Source organism: Streptococcus gingivalis, from assembly GCF_035544715.1.
Lineage (GTDB): Bacteria > Bacillota > Bacilli > Lactobacillales > Streptococcaceae > Streptococcus > Streptococcus gingivalis.
Genome location: NZ_JAYKTO010000001.1, coordinates 411,590 through 431,632, shown reverse-complemented (window position 1 = coordinate 431,632; position 20,043 = coordinate 411,590). Strand labels below are relative to the sequence as shown.

Annotated in this window: 19 protein-coding genes and 1 riboswitch; of the genes, 16 read left to right on the top strand and 3 right to left on the bottom strand. The window is 41.6% G+C overall.

The window, feature by feature from the left end; translation table 11 throughout:
• The first annotated feature begins 10 nt into the window (after positions 1 to 10).
• Positions 11 to 574 (top strand): TlpA family protein disulfide reductase, encoded by a 564-nt coding sequence (locus tag SM122_RS02030; protein ID WP_080976928.1) that lies wholly within the window; start codon positions 11 to 13, stop codon positions 572 to 574.
• Between the two features lie 30 nt (positions 575 to 604).
• On the opposite strand, the gene SM122_RS02025 is transcribed toward SM122_RS02030, so the two are convergent.
• From SM122_RS02025 to SM122_RS02015, 3 genes are read right to left on the bottom strand one after another with little or no spacing between them, the layout of a single operon-like run.
• Positions 605 to 1,849 carry an NAD(P)H-dependent oxidoreductase gene (locus SM122_RS02025; RefSeq protein WP_023918071.1) on the bottom strand — a complete coding sequence of 415 codons (1,245 nt, stop codon included), beginning with the start codon at positions 1,847 to 1,849 and terminating at the stop codon, positions 605 to 607.
• An 18-nt stretch (positions 1,850 to 1,867) separates the two neighbouring features.
• On the bottom strand, positions 1,868 to 2,473 hold the full coding sequence (locus SM122_RS02020) for an NADPH-dependent FMN reductase (protein WP_023918073.1): 606 nt from the start codon (positions 2,471 to 2,473) through the stop codon (positions 1,868 to 1,870).
• Between the two features lie 25 nt (positions 2,474 to 2,498).
• On the bottom strand, positions 2,499 to 3,422 hold the full coding sequence (locus SM122_RS02015; RefSeq protein ID WP_324250316.1) for an FAD:protein FMN transferase: 924 nt from the start codon (positions 3,420 to 3,422) through the stop codon (positions 2,499 to 2,501).
• Between the two features lie 224 nt (positions 3,423 to 3,646).
• Between SM122_RS02015 and nox the strand changes: the two genes are divergently transcribed.
• The 15 genes from nox to SM122_RS01940 all read left to right on the top strand — a co-directional run bounded on the left by nox (position 3,647) and on the right by SM122_RS01940 (position 20,026).
• A complete protein-coding gene (gene nox, locus SM122_RS02010) occupies positions 3,647 to 5,023 on the top strand; it encodes a H2O-forming NADH oxidase (protein WP_003001563.1) in 1,377 nt (458 codons plus the stop codon).
• 361 nt (positions 5,024 to 5,384) lie between these two features.
• Entirely contained in the window at positions 5,385 to 6,929 is a 1,545-nt protein-coding gene (locus SM122_RS02005) for a ClC family H(+)/Cl(-) exchange transporter (RefSeq protein ID WP_155169196.1), read from the top strand.
• A gap of 110 nt (positions 6,930 to 7,039) precedes the next feature.
• On the top strand, positions 7,040 to 7,912 hold the full coding sequence (gene efeO / locus SM122_RS02000) for an iron uptake system protein EfeO (RefSeq protein WP_049474923.1): 873 nt from the start codon (positions 7,040 to 7,042) through the stop codon (positions 7,910 to 7,912).
• A 5-nt stretch (positions 7,913 to 7,917) separates the two neighbouring features.
• Positions 7,918 to 9,123, top strand: coding sequence for an iron uptake transporter deferrochelatase/peroxidase subunit (gene efeB / locus SM122_RS01995; protein WP_155169198.1), 1,206 nt, complete (start codon positions 7,918 to 7,920; stop codon positions 9,121 to 9,123).
• Positions 9,101 to 10,786, top strand: a complete 1,686-nt coding sequence (locus SM122_RS01990) for an FTR1 family iron permease (RefSeq protein ID WP_195327139.1) — start codon at positions 9,101 to 9,103, stop codon at positions 10,784 to 10,786. Before efeB ends, SM122_RS01990 begins: the two co-directional genes overlap by 23 nt.
• Positions 10,773 to 11,492, top strand: coding sequence for a twin-arginine translocase subunit TatC (gene tatC, locus SM122_RS01985; RefSeq protein ID WP_195327140.1), 720 nt, complete (start codon positions 10,773 to 10,775; stop codon positions 11,490 to 11,492). Before SM122_RS01990 ends, tatC begins: the two co-directional genes overlap by 14 nt.
• Positions 11,492 to 11,689, top strand: coding sequence for a Sec-independent protein translocase subunit TatA/TatB (locus SM122_RS01980; RefSeq protein WP_003007243.1), 198 nt, complete (start codon positions 11,492 to 11,494; stop codon positions 11,687 to 11,689). Before tatC ends, SM122_RS01980 begins: the two co-directional genes overlap by 1 nt.
• A gap of 713 nt (positions 11,690 to 12,402) precedes the next feature.
• Complete coding sequence (locus tag SM122_RS01975) at positions 12,403 to 13,020, top strand: SAP domain-containing protein (RefSeq protein ID WP_023918090.1); 618 nt, start codon at positions 12,403 to 12,405, stop codon at positions 13,018 to 13,020.
• A gap of 314 nt (positions 13,021 to 13,334) precedes the next feature.
• Positions 13,335 to 13,871 carry a hypothetical protein gene (locus tag SM122_RS01970; RefSeq protein ID WP_023918092.1) on the top strand — a complete coding sequence of 179 codons (537 nt, stop codon included), beginning with the start codon at positions 13,335 to 13,337 and terminating at the stop codon, positions 13,869 to 13,871.
• 150 nt (positions 13,872 to 14,021) lie between these two features.
• Complete coding sequence (locus SM122_RS01965; RefSeq protein ID WP_023918094.1) at positions 14,022 to 14,618, top strand: hypothetical protein; 597 nt, start codon at positions 14,022 to 14,024, stop codon at positions 14,616 to 14,618.
• Between the two features lie 42 nt (positions 14,619 to 14,660).
• Positions 14,661 to 15,386, top strand: coding sequence for an alpha/beta fold hydrolase (locus tag SM122_RS01960; RefSeq protein WP_195327141.1), 726 nt, complete (start codon positions 14,661 to 14,663; stop codon positions 15,384 to 15,386).
• A 182-nt stretch (positions 15,387 to 15,568) separates the two neighbouring features.
• Complete coding sequence (gene guaC, locus SM122_RS01955) at positions 15,569 to 16,552, top strand: GMP reductase (RefSeq protein WP_021153179.1); 984 nt, start codon at positions 15,569 to 15,571, stop codon at positions 16,550 to 16,552.
• A riboswitch (purine riboswitch) is annotated at positions 16,542 to 16,637 on the top strand. Its footprint overlaps the gene before it by 11 nt.
• Positions 16,638 to 16,728: 91 nt before the next feature.
• On the top strand, positions 16,729 to 17,310 hold the full coding sequence (locus SM122_RS01950; RefSeq protein ID WP_003001484.1) for a xanthine phosphoribosyltransferase: 582 nt from the start codon (positions 16,729 to 16,731) through the stop codon (positions 17,308 to 17,310).
• Positions 17,310 to 18,572, top strand: a complete 1,263-nt coding sequence (locus SM122_RS01945) for a nucleobase:cation symporter-2 family protein (RefSeq protein ID WP_195327142.1) — start codon at positions 17,310 to 17,312, stop codon at positions 18,570 to 18,572. The genes SM122_RS01950 and SM122_RS01945 overlap by 1 nt, the downstream gene beginning before the upstream one ends.
• Positions 18,573 to 18,682: 110 nt before the next feature.
• Positions 18,683 to 20,026, top strand: a complete 1,344-nt coding sequence (locus SM122_RS01940) for an MATE family efflux transporter (RefSeq protein WP_195327143.1) — start codon at positions 18,683 to 18,685, stop codon at positions 20,024 to 20,026.
• Positions 20,027 to 20,043 lie beyond the last annotated feature (17 nt).

Here is a 20,043-nt window from a genome sequence, read left to right as displayed (position 1 = left end):
GGTATAACACATGATGAAAGGTATTAAATACGCTTGTTTCTCAGTTCTCTCTTTAGCTTTGCTGTCAGCTTGTTCCATGAATCAATCCAGTGAGAGTAGTATGGACAATCAGCCAACAATGAATACAACAACGAATAAGAATGCTTTGGTAGGAAAAGACGCTAGTGACTTTGAACTAAAGGATATGAAGGGGAATACGGTTAAACTTTCAGACTACAAAGGGAAGAAGGTTTATTTGAAATTTTGGGCAACCTGGTGTGGCCCTTGCCGGCAAAGTATGCCTGAACTAGAGAAATTGGTCAAGGATACGGATAGAGACTTTGAAATTCTGACCATTATGGCACCAGGACTCCAAGGTGAAAAAACAGAAGAAGAATTCGTCAAATGGTTTGATCAACAAGATTACAAGTCCGTACCGGTCTTGTACAATCCAGACGGTTCTGCATTTGCAGATTATCAGGTTCGCTCTATTCCTACAGAAGTCTTTATAGACAGTCATGGGAAAATTGGACATGTCCAATTAGGGGCAATTTCAAACGAAGATGCTAAGAAGATCATCAAAGACTTACAATAAAAAAATGAAGCACGAAGCTTCATTTTTTTATTAGTTGCTTGCACCAGAAGTGGCATCGGCATCTCCGTGCCCTCCGTCACCATGTCCTCCAGCATCTGAAGCACCAGAAGTTGCATCTGCACTACCGTGTCCACCAGCAGGAGCAAATGGACCGCTTCCGCCAACTAGACGTTGTCCTGTTGTTTGTAGGTACCAGTCCAACCATGGTTTGAAGTTGAAGACAATCTCATTGATACCAGCGTATGAACCATCTTCATAGTACATAGCTTGGTAGTTGTGAGTGTTGATCACACCCTCAGGAGATCCTGGAACAATGGTCCGAACATAGTCTTGGTTACCGTTACGAAGGGTACCAATAACCCATTCCACGTTTTTCATACGTGCTGGTGGTAGGGAACCATGAACGGTTGACATCCGGCTTCCTGATTGAGGTGGCACGCGTTTGGCAAACATGGTATCAGGATCTTGATGGGCATTGTTGTAGTAGAGGAATTGGTTGTTATCATCGGCATAGGTCAATTCAAATGGCATAGCCTTTAAGAACATATCAATTTGGTTAACGGTTAGGATACCGTGGTCGAGTTTGACATAGGTATCGCCGGAAACGGCACCAGTGATTTCAGCTACTTTTTCTACCCAATCTGGATCGTCAGGATCGACTTCAGTAACAGTTGTAGCGATTGGATGATTACAATCCAAGTCTTCTGGTTCAATTGGTTTTGGTTTTTTCAATTTAGATACAACCTCAACGTATTTCATAAAATTATCCAAGCAGGTTTCAAGGAATTTGACGGTTCCCTCGTTAATGATATTGCCGTCTTCGTCAAAAGCTTCTTTTGCTTTTCCAAGAAGGAATTCATTTCCTGGAAGGGTATAAGCATTGACACCTGGAGCATCAAGGATCTTACGGAGGTGAACCTGTGCGCGTGAAGTCCCTTGATCATAGTAAGAAGCACCGACGATCATAACCGGTTTGTTTTCAAATGGATGCACCTCGAAAGATAGCCATTCAAGAACAGACTTGAGAGCAGCAGAGATCGTATGGTTGTGCTCTGGAGTGGCAATGATGACACCATCTGCACGAGTGATTTTGTTATATAAAAGACGTAATTGGAAACTTTCGTCCCATTTTTCATCTTGATTAAACATTGGAACTTCGTCGATTTCAAGAACTTCCAATTCAAATTTGATCTTAAATTGGCGGCGAATGAATTCCAAAAGTTTACGGTTATATGATTGATCGTAGTTCGATCCTACAAGTCCAACAAATTTCATGCTAGTATGTCTCCTATCTTACAAGTTTTCCCAGTCAAATTCTTCAGCATCTTTGCGAAGTAATTCTTGGGCGTTGCGCAATTTGTCTGTGATTTTTACAAACACACGGAAATCATTGAAGACGGCATCTAATTTTTGAATGACATCTAAATCCACCAAGTCTCCATTTTGATCAAAGGCTTGCAATGAATGGGAGAGCAAGAATTCATCTGGCAAGACATTCGCTTTAATTTCAGGAGCATTTAAGATTTGGCGAAGTTGGAGTTGGGCGCGTGAAGATCCCAACGTACCGTATGATGCCCCAGTAATCATGACCGGTTTGTTCAACAATGGGAAGACTCCGTATGAGAGCCAAGCGAGTGCACTCATCAAGACTGCTGGAATAGAGTGGTCGTATTCTGGAGTTCCAATAATGACCCCATCAGCTTCTTCAATTTTTGCAACAATATCTAAGACAGCTTCAGGAACTTGTTTGTCGGCTGGTTTGTTAAAGACAGGGATATCTTTAATTTCAACCAATTCGATCTCAGCCTTATCAGCAAAATGTTTTTGCATGTATTGAAGCAGTTGACGGTTTGTAGAACGTTTGGAGTTTGTCCCCACAATCGCAATAAGTTTTATCATGGAAAATTCCTTTCTGATAGGAGAATTATAAATAAGATTGAAGCCCACTTGTATAGGCGATCTTGCCTGATTGAGAAACCAATAAGGTATCTATACCAGGAAGTGATTCAACAGTGTTGAGGATAGAAGCAGGAGATTCCCCGAACAGGCGGGTAGTCCATATCTCCCCGTCTACGGATCGATCAGATATGATGGTGATACTGGCTAAGTCTGTCTCAACCGGATAGCCCGTCGCGCTATCAAAGATGTGGTGAAACGACTGGCCGTCAACTTCTAAATGACGCTCGTAGATGCCAGAGGTGACAACAGATTTATCCTTAACTGAGAGGACCAGTAGGTGCTGACCTCTTTTTTCGACAGGATTTTGAATGCCAATCCGCCAGGGCTGTTGTTTGACGGGGTGTTGACCGACAGTGAGGATATTTCCTCCAAGATCGATCAAGGCATCTGTTACTCCCTGGCTCTTTAAAAAGGTCGCAATGCAGTCTGCACTATAGCCCTTAGCCAAGGCTCCCAAATCAATCTTCATTCCAGGACGCGTCAGAAAGACCGTATGGTTTTCTGGGTCGAGCTGGATTTGGTGAGGATCGATCTTGGCCAGGGCTTGATCAATTTCCCCTTGCTGGGGACGTCTAGCATCTGAAAATCCAATTCGCCAGGTCTGTACAAGAGGACCAATGGCAATGTTTAAATGGCTGTCTTGAGCTTGACTATGCAAGGTACCTAATGCAATCAGTTCAAAAAGATCTGGATGAACTTGGACAGGAGCAATACCAGCTTGGTGATTGACCTCCATGAGTTCAGAACTTGCATCATTAGCACTGAAGCGATGTTCGTAGGAGCGAAGAAGCTCAAAGCAGCGGGCTAAGAGTTCATTCGCTTGTGGGTGACAGATCGAAACAGTGATGGTCGTTCCCATCAAACGTTCGGATCGACTACTTAGGTCCACTAAAAATCTATCCTTTCCTATTTTCACTCACTTACAGTATATCAAAAAGATATCGTTTTCACAATCCTTTCGAGCATATTGTTTGACATTTTTTGAAACATGTGAAGTGTGATTTTCTGGAAAATTGAAAAAAAGATCACAAATTCTGAGCAAAATAATTGTAACCGATATCATTTTTATGATATACTCAAGAAGTAAATTAAATTAAAGGTAGGATTTATTCTATGAGTAAAATCGTTGTTGTAGGGGCAAACCATGCCGGAACAGCTTGTATCAACACTATGTTAGATAATTTTGGAAATGAAAATGAAATTGTGGTTTTTGACCAAAACTCAAACATTTCATTCCTTGGATGTGGGATGGCGCTTTGGATCGGTGAACAAATCGATGGTCCTGAAGGTCTTTTCTACTCTGACAAAGAAAAATTGGAAGCAAAAGGTGCGAAAGTCTACATGAACTCTCCTGTTCTTTCAATTGACTATGATAACAAAGTGGTAACAGCGGAAGTTGATGGGAAAGAACACAAAGAATCTTACGAAAAATTGATCTTTGCGACTGGATCAACACCAATCATTCCTCCAATTAAAGGAGTTGAAATCGTACCTGGTAACCGCGAATTCAAAGCAACACTTGAAAATCTTCAATTCGTTAAATTGTACCAAAATGCTGAAGAAGTCATCGAAAAATTGAAAGACAACAGCAAACACTTGAACCGTATCGCCGTAGTTGGTGGTGGTTACATCGGTGTTGAACTTGCTGAAGCTTTCGAACGTCTTGGTAAAGACGTTGTCTTGGTGGATATCGTGGACACTGTCTTGAATGGCTACTACGACAAAGACTTCACTGACATCATGGCGAAAAACTTGGAAGACCACAACATCCGTTTGGCACTTGGACAAACGGTTCAAGCGGTTGAAGGAGATGGTAAGGTAGAACGCCTTGTAACCGATAAAGAAACCTTCGATGTAGATATGGTTATCTTGGCTGTTGGTTTCCGTCCTAATACAGCTCTTGCTGATGGTAAGATCGAACTCTTCCGCAACGGTGCCTTCCTTGTTGATAAGAAACAAGAAACGTCACTTCCAGGTGTATACGCAGTTGGTGACTGTGCGACTATCTTCGATAACGCTCGTAACGAAATGAGCTACATCGCTCTTGCGTCTAATGCGGTTCGTTCAGGTATTGTCGGTGCCTACAATGCGACTGGTCATGAATTAGAAGGAATCGGTGTTCAAGGTTCTAACGGTATCTCTATCTACGGCCTTCACATGGTTTCAACTGGTTTGACGCTTGAAAAAGCGAAAGCTGCAGGCTTCAATGCCACTGAAACTGGCTTTAACGACCTTCAAAAACCTGAATTTATCAAACACGATAACTATGAAGTTGGTATCAAGATCGTCTATGATAAAGATACTCGTCAAATCCTTGGAGCTCAAATGGTATCACGTGATAGCGCCATTTCAATGGCTATCCACATGTTCTCACTTGCGATTCAAGAACACGTGACGATTGATAAATTGGCCTTGACAGACTTGTTCTTCTTGCCACACTTCAACAAACCATACAACTACATCACAATGGCAGCTTTAACTGCTGAATAATAGCTAAAGTTCTATTAAAAACTTTCCTTAGGTGAGTACGGACGTCAGCGAACTTCGTAGAAGTTCCATGACTAATTATTGAGCCTAAGGTCTCAATAATTCCGAGTGCCTGAAACTCTATTGTTTCAGGCACTTTTCTCACAGCGGAAAGTTTTGACTTTTCTTTATTCGTTCCATAATAAATAGAACATATTTATATTTCTTTGTAGAATTTCTTAACTTATTTTACTTGATAAAATGGTTTGTTTACATTCTAAACAAAACTAACAAGGGTAGTTTTGTTTTTTTCTGTCTTTCCATGTATTCAGAGGCAGTGAAATAAGGTATAATGAATAGGATAAGAGTTTGAAGGAGTTAGGGAATGTCTGCTAAAGAAGAAGCCTTTAAAAATGAATTTCAATTTGCCTCTAGTTCAATTGTGGCCCATATTGTCAGAGGTGTTCTGGTTGGGATCGTAGTGGGCTGCATCGTCTCGAGTTTTCGTTTTTTGATCGAACATATTTTTCATTTTGTTCAAGGCGTTTACAAGGAGATGTCGACTCAACCATTTTATTTGTTTGCGATGCTGTTGGGTTATGGGGTGATCGTACTGATTGCTGGTCGCCTCATTCGCACCAATCGGGATATCAAGGGATCAGGAATTCCGCAAGTCGAAGCGGAGCTTAAGGGCCTCTTAGCTGTGAGCTGGTGGGATACCTTGTGGAAGAAGTATATTCTAGGTGTCTTGGCCATCGGAAGTGGCTTGATGCTTGGTCGTGAAGGTCCTAGTATTCAATTAGGTGCAATGGGTGGAAAAGGAGTGGCCCATCATTTAAAGGTCAGCCCGGTTGAGGAGCGGTCTTTGATTGCAAGTGGGGCTGCTGCTGGTCTTGCTGCTGCCTTTAATGCACCTATAGCGGGGCTTTTATTTGTGGTTGAAGAGGTCTACCATCATTTTTCACGCTTCTTTTGGATTTCGACCTTAGCTGCTAGTTTGACGGCTAATTTTATTTCACTCAATGTCTTTGGTCAAACACCAGTGCTTCATATGCCACAAAATATTCCACCGCTCCATCTGTCTCAGTACTGGATTTATCTTTTTCTTGGAGTCTTTTTAGGGGCAGCAGGGTATGTCTACGAAATAGTGGTTCTCAATATCGGTCGATTGTATCGCTTACTTGAGAAGATTTTCCATGTTCCTTCTCATTATTCTTCTTTATTTGCCTTTGTCTTGATTCTTCCAATCGGCTATTTTCTTCCCCAAATTCTTGGTGGTGGAAATCAATTGGTCTTGGATTTGGCTCGAGTACCGTATCCAGTGCTGACCATCCTTCTTTATTTTGCGATCCGTTTCATCTGGAGTATGTTGAGCTATGGTAGTGGCTTGCCAGGAGGCATCTTCCTTCCAATTTTAGCATTAGGATCTCTTTTAGGGGCCATCGTTGGAACCTTCCTCCAAAACATTGGCTTTATCTCTCAAAACCAGCTGCCTCTTTTCATCATTTTAGGAATGAGTGGGTATTTTGGGGCTATTTCAAAAGCGCCATTAACAGCTATGATCTTGGTAACAGAGATGGTCGGTGATATTCGCAGTTTAATGCCCCTAGGTATGGTGACCTTGCTGGCTTATATGATCATGGATCTCTTCCATGGAGCGCCAGTCTATGAAGCCATGCTCGAGCAATTGTTGCCGGATAAGGCGCAAGAAGAAGGAGAGTTAACTTTAATTGAGATCCCTGTATCAGAAAAGATTGCAGGAAAGCAAGTCCATGAACTGCACCTCCCTCAAGATATCTTGATTACCACGCAAATGCGAAGCGGTAAGAGCTATACGGTCAATGGTGCGACCCGCTTGTATCTTGGAGATAGCATCTTTGTGGTGGTTAAAGAATCCGAAATCGGACGGGTCAAGGATATTCTTTTGTAAAAGACAGATTCTCAGAAAAGCTTTTCTATTATTAAATTTTCAGACAATTATTGAAAAATGAGAAAATATCTGGTAGAATAAGGGCAAGAACAAATGAGGAGAAGTCTTTCATGAAAAAATATAGTCTACTCTTATTGAGTGTTGCTCTTTTAGCAGGGTGTGCAAATTCTACTAGCAAACAGTCGAATCAAAAGACGCAAACCAGCTCAACGGTGCAATTGTCGAAGGATGACCAGAAGACCTTGGACAATGCGACAGCTGAATACAAAGACTTTGTTGAAATGCAAATTGACCAATTGCTCAAGGATACAGAAGGATTCCGTGCTACCCTAAAAGACGGTAATTTGGAAGAAGCCAAAAAGCAATATCCCTTGATCCGTATGGCCTATGAACGTTCCGAACCGATTGCTGAAACCTTCGGGGAATCGGATGTCAAGATCGACTACCGCTTGGTGGATTATGTGGATGAAAATAAATCAGAAGATGGCTGGTCAGGTTTCCACCGGATTGAGCGTATCCTTTGGGAAAACAATACCACAGATGGAACAGACAAATACGCTGACCAACTAGTGAACGATATCAAGGAGTTGAAAGCTAAGATCGCAACCGTTGATGTGACTCCTGATGTGATGCTAACTGGGGCTGTCGATCTGCTCAATGAAGTGGCAACGCAAAAGATTACAGGTGAAGAAGAAGTCTTCTCTCATACAGATCTTTACGACTTCCGTGCAAACATTGAAGGGGCTGAAAAGATCTTCTCTCTCTTTAAACCTTTGATTGAGAAAAAAGATGCCAAATTGGTTAAAACCTTGGAAGCAGAATTTAAGAATGTTAATGCTTTATTGGACAAACACATGACAGATGATTCAAACTATAAGTCTTACACAGATTTATCCAAGGAAGATACCAAGGAATTGGCAGAAGCTGTGACCAAACTTGGTGAACCTTTGTCTCAAATGGGTGTGATTTTAGATGGGAAATAAGAAAAATGGCTGACGAAAAATTTTTAGATAAAAAAATGGACCGTCGTGAATTTCTTAAAAAAGCAGGTATTGGAGGGGCTGGTCTAGCGCTGGGCCTCTCTGGTGCATCTGCTTTTTTCGCTAATCAGGACAGTTCCAGCAAAAAAGCTTATGATGGGGATGAAGACATCTCCTTTTATGGCAAGCATCAAGCAGGGATTACGACGCCCATGCAGAAGGCTTGCTACTTGGTGGTGTTAGACCTTCACACGACGGACAAAAAAGAAGTCATCCAGCTCTTTAAAGACTGGACTGATTACAGTAGTAAATTAGTCGAAGGGGAATTGGTCAAAAAAGATGGGGCCAATGCCCTCTTGCCACCAACAGATACAGGTGAAACAGTAGGACTCAACCCCTATCGCTTGAGCCTGACTTTTGGGGTTTCTGCTTCCTTTCTAAAGAAACTGGGCTTGGAGTCCAAACGTCCGAAACTTTTTCGTGATTTGCCTCCATTTCCAAAGGAGCAGTTGCAGGACAAATACACTGGTGGCGATATCGTCATTCAGGCCTGTGCAGATGATGAGCAGGTAGCCTTTCATGCGGTGCGAAATCTGATTCGTAAGGGTCGAAATACCATTACCATGAAGTGGAGCAAATCAGGATTTGCAGCTATTGGCGACCGAAAAGAAACGCCGCGCAACCTCTTTGGTTTCAAGGATGGAACAGCAAATGTCACGACGGAGAAGGACTTTGATAAGGTCGTCTGGACTGACAGCAAGGACTGGATGAAGGGTGGTTCCTATATGGCTCTTCGCCTAGTGCAAATGCACTTGGAAACTTGGGATCGAACCAATTTGCAGGAGCAAGAAAACACCTTTGGTCGCTACAAGGAGTCCGGTGCTCCCTTTGGTAAAACCAACGAATTTGATGAAGTAGATTTATCTAAACTACCAGTTGATTCACATGTCCGTTTAGCCAAAGAAGTCGATCGACCGATTTTACGCCGGTCATATTCCTATTCGGATGGCATCAATGAACAGACTGGGCAATTTGATGCCGGCTTGATCTTTATCGCGTTTCAAAAGGATCCGAACAGCTTTGTCAAAATCCAAACCAACTTGGGCGCAGTCGACAAAATGAACGAGTACATCACCCATATCGGAAGTGGACTCTTTGCTTGCTTTGCAGGTGTTGAGAAAGGAGGGTATCTTGGTCAAGCACTCTTTGAATAAATTCTTGATCTTGTTCGGTCTTCTTGCCTTGTTCTGGACTCATCCAGTGGCTGCGGAGTCTTATAGCGATCTCTTTATCAAGATTACAGATGCAACAACCGCTGTAGAAAATAAGAACCAGGATAAGGCCAAGGCATTAATCGCTGAGATTCAGGCTGCTTTTGAATCCAAAGACCACCATGATTCCAAGGCAGGGAAAAAAGTTAGCCAAGCCTTAGCTATAAAAGGGGAGGTAACTAAAGACGATCTCACCAAGATCTCATCAGCCTTGCTCGCTTTTGAAAAAGAACAAAATCCGGTCGATTTAGAGGCGGAAAAAGACAAACTCGTGAGTCGCCTCGCTCCTTACTTTAAGAACCTACAAGAGGCCATTACGGCTAAGGATCTGGATGAAACTCGTCAAACCTATGCCGATCTCAATAATACCTGGACGCGAAACGAAGCGGTGGTCAGAGATCACAGCACAGCCTACTATGGTAAAATCGAGACGGCCATTTCGCTTTTGCGCAGTAGTATTGAAACAGAGCCTACCGATTTTACCAACATCCAGTCCTCTTATGATGACCTCAAAAATGGGATTGATGCCTTTGTAAAAGGAGAAGCCATTAGCAATGCCAGTACGGATTTGACGTTGAACGATGGGATCAAGCTTTTGGAGAAGGCGCAAAGCCAATTCCAATCCGGCGACGATAAGTCTGCTGCAGCGACTATGAAGCAGTTTATCACCATCTGGCCAACTATCGAAGGGGATGTCAGCACGACCAATCCCAGTCTCTACACGCGCGTAGAGAGCGAATCCCCGGTCATTATGGTCAAGGGGAAAGAGAAGGCCTATCAAGAGAAATTACAAGGATTGATCAGAGACCTGTCTGCGATCGATACGACAGCTTCTTACAACGCCTTTGATGCCATGTTGATTCTTTTGCGTGAAGGAGTAGAAGCCCTTCTGATCGTCATGGCACTTGTGACGACCCTTAAGGCTGCTAAGATGAGGAAAGGCCTTAAATGGGTTTACGGTGGAGCTATTGCGGGTGTTCTTGCCAGTGCAGCGATTGCTCTTGTTTTGCAAGTAGCATTTCCAGCTGTTACTTCGGGGTCTAATCGGGAAATCATTGAAGGTGGCGTTGGGATTTTCGCTGTGGTCATGATGATTCTCATCGGAATTTGGCTCCACAGCAAGTCCTCTGTCAAACAGTGGAATGCCTTTATGGACCGTCAGATGAAGTCTGTAACGGCTACAGGAAGTTTTGTTTCTATGTTTGCCCTCAGTTTCTTAGCAGTCTTTCGTGAAGGGGCTGAGACCATTCTCTTCTACGTTGGGATCATTCCACGGATTACAACCGCGAATTTCTTACTGGGAATCGGGCTTGCCGTAGCCGTTCTCATCATCATTGCAGTGGCGATGACCAAGGCCAGTCAAGCGATCCAACCTCATCGGATCTTTTTCATTCTGACGTGGTTGATTTACGCCTTGGCCTTCAAGATGCTTGGTGTCAGCATCCACGCCCTACAGTTGACCAATATCCTACCGAGTCATTTGGTCAATGGACTTCCAACCATCGATTGGGTAGGGATCTATCCAAGCTGGGAAGTTCTTCTTCCTCAAGGTATCTTTGTGGCCTTGATCGCACTCGTTACGGTGAGACAACATGGCAAAGAGTAGAGCAGATAAAATGACCATTGTCGAGCACTTGGTCGAATTTCGAAAACGATTAATTGCAGTGGTCTTGTGTTATATTATCGTCTTCATCGTAGCCTTTGTATTTGGAGGAGAACTCTACCAAACCTTAACAGCTAGCCTCCATCAAAAACTGCTGGTACTAGGGCCAAATGATATCCTCTGGATCTATGTATCGCTGGCAAATATTACAGCCTTTAGCCTGACCCTGCCCTTTATTGTCTACCAGATTTGGCAATTTGTAAGGCCGGCTCTGAAGGAGAAGGAGGCGCGTGCAGTCTTTGCCTACATCCCAGCTAGCTTTATTTGCTTTGTACTGGGGCTTGCATTTGGTTATTTCTTTGTCAGTCCAGCTATTTTAGAGGTCCTGATGCGCTTGGGAGAAGGGCTGTTTGATACCCAATTGACGGCACAAAATTATTTAACCTTCTTATGGCACACCACCTTGCCTTTAGGGGTCTTGTTTGAGTTACCAGTTTTGGTCGCTTTTCTGACCTCGATTGGGATCTTGACACCACAGTTTTTAATAACCTACCGACGTTACGCTTACTTTGTTCTGCTGGTCTTAGCCGTCGTGCTAACCCCTGCAGACTTTATCAGTGACTTGGCCATGACACTCCCTTTGATCCTCTTATTTGAAGTCAGTGTCGCCATCAGTAAAGTCATCTATTCAAGAAAAAGGAGAAACTAATGGGAATTTTACGTGATATTGGAGCACCAGGTTTGATCATCATCATCCTGGGCGCCCTCTTGATTTTTGGACCAAAACGCCTACCAGAGTTGGGCCAATCCATCGGCAAAATGTTTGCTGAATTTAAGACAGCTGTCAACAAAGGCAGTGAAGAAGCCGATCAAGACACCAAAGAAGCTAAAGAAGAAAAAGAATAATCAGACAATTTTCAAAATTCTATTGAGTTCGATTGCATAAAAAGGTATAATAAGACAAGTACTTGCAATCGACGAAGGAGGAAACCATGATTATTACGATTTTGTCACTCATTTTCTATTTCAGCTATATCGGATTCTTATGCTGGTTGGTCGTAAAAATTGTCGAAAAATTGTTCAATTTCTTGTTGAACCGTTAATAAAGAAACAATCCATTTCACCCTGAGTGAGTGGATTTTTTGTGTCCAATTCAGTTAGAAAGATTCAAACAAAGAGGTTTTAACGGTCTCAGATTGAAGATAAAGTCATATAAAAAACTTTCCTTAAGTGAGTACGGACGTCAGCGAACTTATTAGAAGTTCCATGACTAAATCAAAATACAAAGGGCGTCTGCGGATAAAGTCAAAAGAGGAAATTAGAAAGCAAGTGAAACAACACAACAAAACCATCGTTTTACTGACTGTTTTGTTTATTGCTATGCTTTCCATTTAAATGTTTTTATATCTTTCAACTTCTAGTATTTCTTGTTACTAGTGATGGACTATATCGTTTGTTTTTCTTATTTATTTTAAAAGAATGTTAAGCTTAATAGAAATACAGTAATTACAAGATTGTAATATATTCTGTTATAGCTTTATGTGGCATGGGTATAAATTGATATGACTTTTATTATCTATGGTATAATGAGATAAATTTGGAGTTGTAGAGGCGAGCATTTGGAAGAACATAGACCTGATTTTAGAGATATAAAATCATTTGAAGAATTTAACAGATACTACTGGTATCGAGAAGAGCTTTCACAAATTTGTAAGTACCTTGGATTAGAATACAGATGTACAAAAAAAGAATTAAATCATATTATAGAACAATATTTTAGGGGAAATAGAGTAGAAAAAGTTTTGAGGAAAAGAAACAAAAATCAAACCGAAATAATAACCCTAAATACATCATTACTTGAATGTGGGTTTTCCTTTAATCAGAAATTTCGTGATTATTTTTCAGCTGTAACAGGTGTTAATCCGTTTAAGTTTAATGCTGATATGGCAACTGCTTGGAGAAAAGTAAAACGGGACAACAACATAAATTTTACAATCCAAGATATGATTAAAATATACTATGGAGAGTCAGACTACGCCAAGTATGATAATTCAGCTTGCCAATGGAATCAATTTCTAAAAGACTTTTGTGCCGATGAATTTAGCAATCATTACTCCAACAAGTTAAAAGTTGCGGCTATCCTTTGGAATGAAGTTAGAGATTCAAAAAATAAAAAAATTTATTCACGGGGACTTCTAAAAGAATATAGCTACAAAATAGAGGAGTACTGTAAGTAAACAACTTCAAGTTTGTCGAACGGAATATAAAGTATTAAAGACGATAGCACTCTGTTTTTGCAGAGTGCTTTTTTGTTTTATAGAATATAAGAGAATGTGGGATACTTGCTTTCTCTGCTAGATGATCGAGCAGAGAAAGATTTATTAGATATGACATCAGTCAGCTAAACCCTTTTAGCTGGCTTTTTTGTTAGCGACTCGGTCATTAACTTGCTTGTCAAAATATAATTCGGTATCATAGATATATAATGTTTGGTAAGTAAGTCCTATTGTCAGTTCGGAACAAGTAGATAGGAGAAGGGGAGAAAAAACTAGTGAATAAAGACCAATTGATAGAGAAACCAGAAATAAATATTGTTGGGGTTATTGCAAATCATCAGTTTAACTGGTATATTTGTTCAAACGAAATGTGGACAATGGATATCGATAAATATATTCAGGCATACCAGGAAGCAGGTCTGGATGTTGATTTCTCCTATTTACCTGAGATTCAGCAGAATCTTCATGTGATTACAAAAAGCAATCTTGAGAGCTACTTAGAAATGTATAAAGATGATTGGCTGAAGGTGACGGTTGAAGAATTGATCTCAATGATCAAACGTTCAATGGAAGAGGAGAACTTGAATTCAGAGATTATTCTGGAAGGAAAAGCCTTGCTTCCGGATCTTTTCATCGATTTTGATAAAGAAGAATTTTATTCAAACCATCTGGGGATGAAAAACTACGAAAGATATGTGCCAAACGGATGGAAGTTTTTTTCAGGACGTTTTGATCATTTGATCCCCAAAGAGGAGCAATATTGGATTGAAGAGACCAAGAAAACTGAAGGAACTAGTCTTCTATTCATATAAAAATAATACAGTTTAAAAGTATTTCATGAGACTGTGAAATGCTTTAAAATTTCGCCACATTTCAAATCTTTATATTCCGTTTCGTTAGGAATAGCGATGGAAAGCCAACCAAATATGCTATACTGAAGTAGATAGAAGGAGGAGCGACTGATGAGCAGAAAGTGGGTAAAGATCATTGCTATTTTAATTTTCATCCTATCCGGTAGTTACTTTGTCTACAATAAACTAACGAAGCCGAATCTTGGACCGAAAACAACAAAGCTCTATAAGCATGGTTTTCTTTTGCTAGAAGAACAAATCGGAACCTACATCAAAGAACACTATACTGGGATTGAGAAGATTGAGTTCTCCCCAATCTACGTTACTGAAGAAGGGTCAACATTCTCAAATGCCTATGTGCGTCCGACGATCTATGACAAGTATGGAAATAAAGCTACTCTGGGAGATAAAATAAAGAAATTTATTCCATTAAGTTATGGATTGATTTCAGACATTGTTCTTGATTTTGATGGAGGTGGCAATGAAGTCATTGAGTTACTGGACTCAAATGGCAAACCTGTAGACGTTTCAAATGAGGAGCATTTGCCTAAGAGAGCTATACTCACAGAGGCAAGTAGTACAGATGAAAATATTGAATTATTAGTAGAAGATGGTCAGTTAATAGGAGTCGTAAAGGATGATAAAGGAAGCCCTGGTGCAGAAATTGTTTATAATACGGAACTCCATAAAGGAGACGCGAGAGAGTAGCGCTAACCAATGAAATAGAATGAAAAAGAAAGGACAAAACACATGCAGTATTATTTTATCGGTGGCCTAGGTGGTAATAGCTACCATCTGGCTCCACTAATGGATGAGCTAGGCTTTCCTGTGACCTTTCTAGATCCCTATAGGGAAATGATTCAGACAGAAAACGATCTTCGTGATTGGTTCCAAGGTCGGGTTGGCCAGGTGGGAGAAATCTGTTTATTGGGTCATTCCTTAGGTGGAGATTTGGCTCGTTATCTGGCTAGTGAGTTTCCTCAGATTCAGGCTTTGATTCTCCTGGATGGGGGGTATCTGGATATGGAAAAGATCCTGCCTCTTGAAGAAGAACTAGAAGGCACGTCGTCTTTCATGAAGCAACAAGTCTTTGCAACTTTAGAAGAAGCCGTGTTATCAGAACTTGGTGATGGAGAAGATCCTACTCCTATAGCGCGAAAAGCAGTAGAGGCTAGCTTTCGCTGGAATCCAGCAAGTGAACAATATGAATTAAATCTGGATCTCGAAAAGGTCATGGCCTTATTTCGTCTACGGCGTCAGATCAAGGCTTACCAAATTCCACTGGCAGACCTGCCTGTCCTCTTTATTGGACCTCGATACCAAGAAGAACCTGAATGGAGAAAAGAAGCTCTGAAGCAACTAGATCCCCAGATCAAGCAAGTTTTGCTAGATGCTTTGGGGCACGAACTGTATACAGAGGCGCCAGAAATTGTAGCTAGAGAAGTCAACAATTGGCTCCAAAATGTTCATAAATAAAACCTGTTTTCTTTTTTGAAACAGGTTTTTATCTTGTAATTTCCGAACGTTATTTCCTATAAAATCATTCCCATTGCATTAGGTCCGTATCTTTGGTATAATCTATCAAGGAAACGTCAAGAGACGTAGCGATGCGCTTGCGCATAGGTAGGTCAGTTTTTAGAAAAGAGATTTTTCAATCTATGTTAAATGAATTTCCTATTTTCGACTATGAAGATATTCAGTTGATTCCCAACAAATGTATCATCAATAGCCGGTCAGAAGCAGATACAACCGTCCAATTTGGAAAGCATACCTTCAAGCTTCCAGTCGTTCCGGCTAATATGCAGACGATTTTAGATGAGAATGTCGCAGAGCAGTTGGCGCGTGGTGGTTACTTCTACATCATGCACCGTTTTGATGAAGCGGGTCGGATTCCTTTTGTCAAACGCATGCATGATCAAGGTTTGATCGCTTCCATTTCGGTTGGTGTTAAGGAATACGAATACGACTTTGTGAGTCAATTAAAGGCAGATGCGCCTGAGTACATCACTATTGATATCGCACACGGTCATGCGGATAGTGTCATTCGGATGATTCAACACATCAAGAAAGAATTACCAGATACCTTTGTCATTGCTGGAAATGTTGGAACTCCTGAAGCTGTTCGTGAATTGGAAAATGCGGGAGCTGATGCGACTAAGGTCGGAATCGGCCCTGGTAAGGTTTGTATCACCAAAGTGAAGACTGGATTTGGTACAGGTGGTTGGCAATTGGCTGCTCTTCGCTGGTGCTCAAAAGCAGCGCGTAAGCCAATCATTGCGGATGGTGGTATTCGGACTCATGGTGATATTGCCAAATCGATTCGTTTCGGGGCATCTATGGTCATGATCGGTTCTCTCTTTGCAGGACATATTGAAAGTCCTGGTAAAACAGTAGAGATTGATGGAGAGTCTTTCAAAGAGTACTATGGATCTGCTTCAGAGTACCAAAAAGGTGCTTATAAAAACGTCGAAGGTAAGAAGATTTTATTGCCTGCCAAGGGTCATTTGCAAGATACCTTGACAGAAATGGAACAAGATTTGCAAAGTTCGATCTCTTATGCAGGAGGCCGAAAATTAGCAGATTTGAAACATGTTGACTATGTGATCGTTAAGAATTCTATCTGGAATGGCGATGCACACTAATTGAATTACTTATTTATTTCACGAATGGGCGTGATGTTTCTACAAGGTGCCGGAACACCTAACAATAAGTAAGTCGGGATTATTTCTCTTTCTAGAGAGATTTCAAGGCTTGCTTAGCAGGCCTTTTTGTATTTTGTGAATGAAGTAGAGGATTTTTTAAAAAAGTAGGAGGAAGTATGAAATTACTTGAAGAGCGCATCTTAAAAGATGGCAATGTTTTAGGTGAGAATATCCTCAAGGTGGACTCCTTTTTGACCCACCAAGTGGATTTTAAATTGATGAAAGAAATTGGTCAGACTTTTGCGGATCGGTTCAAAGATGCTGGCGTGACGAAAGTCGTAACCATTGAAGCATCTGGAATTGCACCAGCCCTTTATGTAGCAGAAGCCTTGGATGTTCCCATGATCTTTGCTAAGAAGGCGAAAAACATCACGATGAATGAGGGCATCTTGACGGCTGAGGTTTATTCCTTTACCAAGCAAGTGACCAGCACCGTTTCAATTGCTGGTAAATTCTTGGATCCATCAGATAAGGTTTTAATCATTGACGATTTCCTTGCAAATGGTCAGGCAGCCAAAGGCTTGATTCAAATCATCGAACAAGCTGGTGCTCAAGTCGAAGCGATTGGGATCGTGATTGAAAAATCCTTCCAAGATGGACGGGGATTGTTAGAAGAGTTGGGATATCCAGTTGTATCCCTCGCACGTTTGGACCGTTTTGAAAATGGTCAGGTTGTATTTAAGGAGGCAGACATCTAATGCAAAAACAAGAAAGCCATTCACAGGCGGCCATTCTAGGCTTGCAACACCTTTTGGCCATGTATTCGGGATCTATTTTGGTGCCGATCATGATCGCAGGAGCTTTGGGCTATAATGCTCATCAACTAACCTATCTCATCTCTACAGATATCTTCATGTGTGGGGTCGCAACTTTCCTTCAAGTGCAGCTCAATAAATACTTTGGGATCGGTCTTCCGGTAGTCCTTGGGGTTGCCTTCCAGTCTGTGGCACCTCTCAGCATGATCGGGGCTAGCCATGGTAGTGGTGCCATGTTTGGTGCCTTGATTGTCTCAGGGATTTATGTCATCCTTGTCTCTGGTTTCTTCTCTAAGATTGCCAATCTCTTCCCATCTATTGTAACGGGATCTGTTATTACAACCATTGGTTTGACTTTGATTCCAGTAGCGATTGGAAATATGGGAAATAATGCGCCAAAACCAACCGTTCAAAGCTTGATTTTGGCTGTGGTGACCATTCTCATCATTTTAGTTGTTAATATCTATACGACTGGGTTTATTAAATCCATTTCAATTTTGATTGGTTTGATCGTAGGTACTGCTATTGCGGCTTCTATAGGCTTGGTAGACTTCACACCTGTGGCTCAAGCACCAGTCGTTCACGTTCCAACGCCTTTCTTCTTTGGAGCTCCTAAGTTTGAAATCACCTCAATCGTCATGATGTGTATCATCGCGACAGTTTCTATGGTCGAATCAACAGGTGTTTATCTTGCTCTTTCTGATATTACCAAAGATCCAATTAATAGCACGCGCCTTCGCAATGGTTATCGTGCTGAAGGGTTGGCCGTTCTCCTCGGTGGTATCTTCAACACCTTCCCTTACACTGGATTCTCACAAAACGTTGGCTTGGTGAAATTGTCTGGTATCAAGACTCGCTTGCCAATCTACTATGCCGCTGCTTTCCTTGTTCTTCTTGGTCTCCTTCCTAAGTTTGGAGCCTTGGCACAAATCATCCCAAGTCCAGTTCTTGGGGGAGCGATGCTAGTCATGTTTGGTTTTGTATCGATTCAAGGGATGCAGATTCTTGCGCGTGTTGATTTTGAACACAATGAGCACAATTTTTTGATCGCTGCTGTATCGATTGCTGCAGGGGTTGGTTTGAACAACAGCACCCTCTTCAATGGTCTTCCAACAGGATTCCAAATGTTCTTTGCGAATGGAATTGTCGTTGCCAGTGTCTTGGCGATCGTTCTCAATGCTATTTTAAACCGCAACAAAAACTAAACTCACATGAACCGGAGGTCCTTGGATCTTCGGTATTTTTGACTTTTAAAGAAACATATAGTAGAGTGGAAGAGGAGAAAATCTGATTTGATGAGAAGAGAGTTAGAATCATGTATTTAACCTATCACTTTAAAGAGCGCTTGCGCTTGTTTTTGAGTTTATTTTTGCCGATTTTAATCTACCAATTGGCCAATTATTCAGCCAGCTTTGTCGATACAGCCATGACCGGTCAGTACCGGACCCTTGATTTGGCTGGTGTTTCTACAGCTACCAGTCTGTGGAATCCATTTTTTACTTTTCTGACAGGGATTGTCTCTGCGCTGACACCGATTGTTGGGCATCATTTAGGAAAGGGAAATAAAGAACGTATTGCTGGCGATTTTTACCAATTCCTCTATATGTCATTTGGTATGGCCATTCTCTTAATAGGCTTTGTTTGGGGGATTGCACCCATGATTCTCAAGCAGATCGGCTTAGAAAACGTTGTTGCGCAAATAGCCATTCGCTACTTATATTTCCTTTCTCTAGGAATCTTACCTTTGTTGCTCTTTAGTATCGTGCGGACCTTCCTCGATACCTTGGGCATGACGCGTCTATCCATGTACTTGATGCTCTTGCTTTTGCCTCTCAATGCTTGTTTTAACTATATCCTGATCTATGGAGCATTTGGTTTTCCTGAGATGGGAGGAGCAGGAGCAGGTCTTGGAACCTCTCTGGCCTACTGGGTCTTGTTGGCCATTGCGGTTTTGATCTTGTGCAAACACCCCAAGGTAGCACCTTTCCAATTGTGGAAGCCTCAACCTTATGATTTTAAAGGGATGAAAGAAGTACTGCGCCTTGGGCTTCCAATTGGTGGAATTGTTTTTGCAGAAGTCATCATCTTCTCGCTGGTTGGTTTGTTAATGGCAAAATTCCCATCACTGACCATTGCGAGCCACCAATCGGCCATGAATTTTTCTACCCTGATGTATGCTTTCCCAGTTAGTATCTCCAGTACTATGGCGATTATCGTTTCTTTCGAACTGGGAGCAGGAAGACCAGAAGTGGTCAAACAATATTGCCGTTTGGGACGACTGACAGCCTTTGGCTTTGCCATTGTCACCCTGGTCTTTCTTTATACATTCCGCTTTCAATTGGCGGGGCTATACGGCAAGGATCCAGTCTTTGTGCAGCAAACTGCTATTTTTATGACCTATAGTCTCTTTTTCCAAGTAGCTGATACCTTTGCAGCACCTCTTCAAGGGATTTTGCGGGGCTATAAGGATACAACCGTTCCTTTCTTATTAGGAGTTTTTAGCTATTGGTGTATTTCTATTCCTTTAGGGATTTTCCTTGATCATGTGACCAATCTTGGTCCCTATGCCTATTGGATTGGTCTTATTTCTAGCCTTGTCGTGAGTGGTATTTGCTACCAACTTCGGCTCTGGCAGATCGAAAAAAAGCAAAAAAACTAAACTAAAGTCTGGGAGAC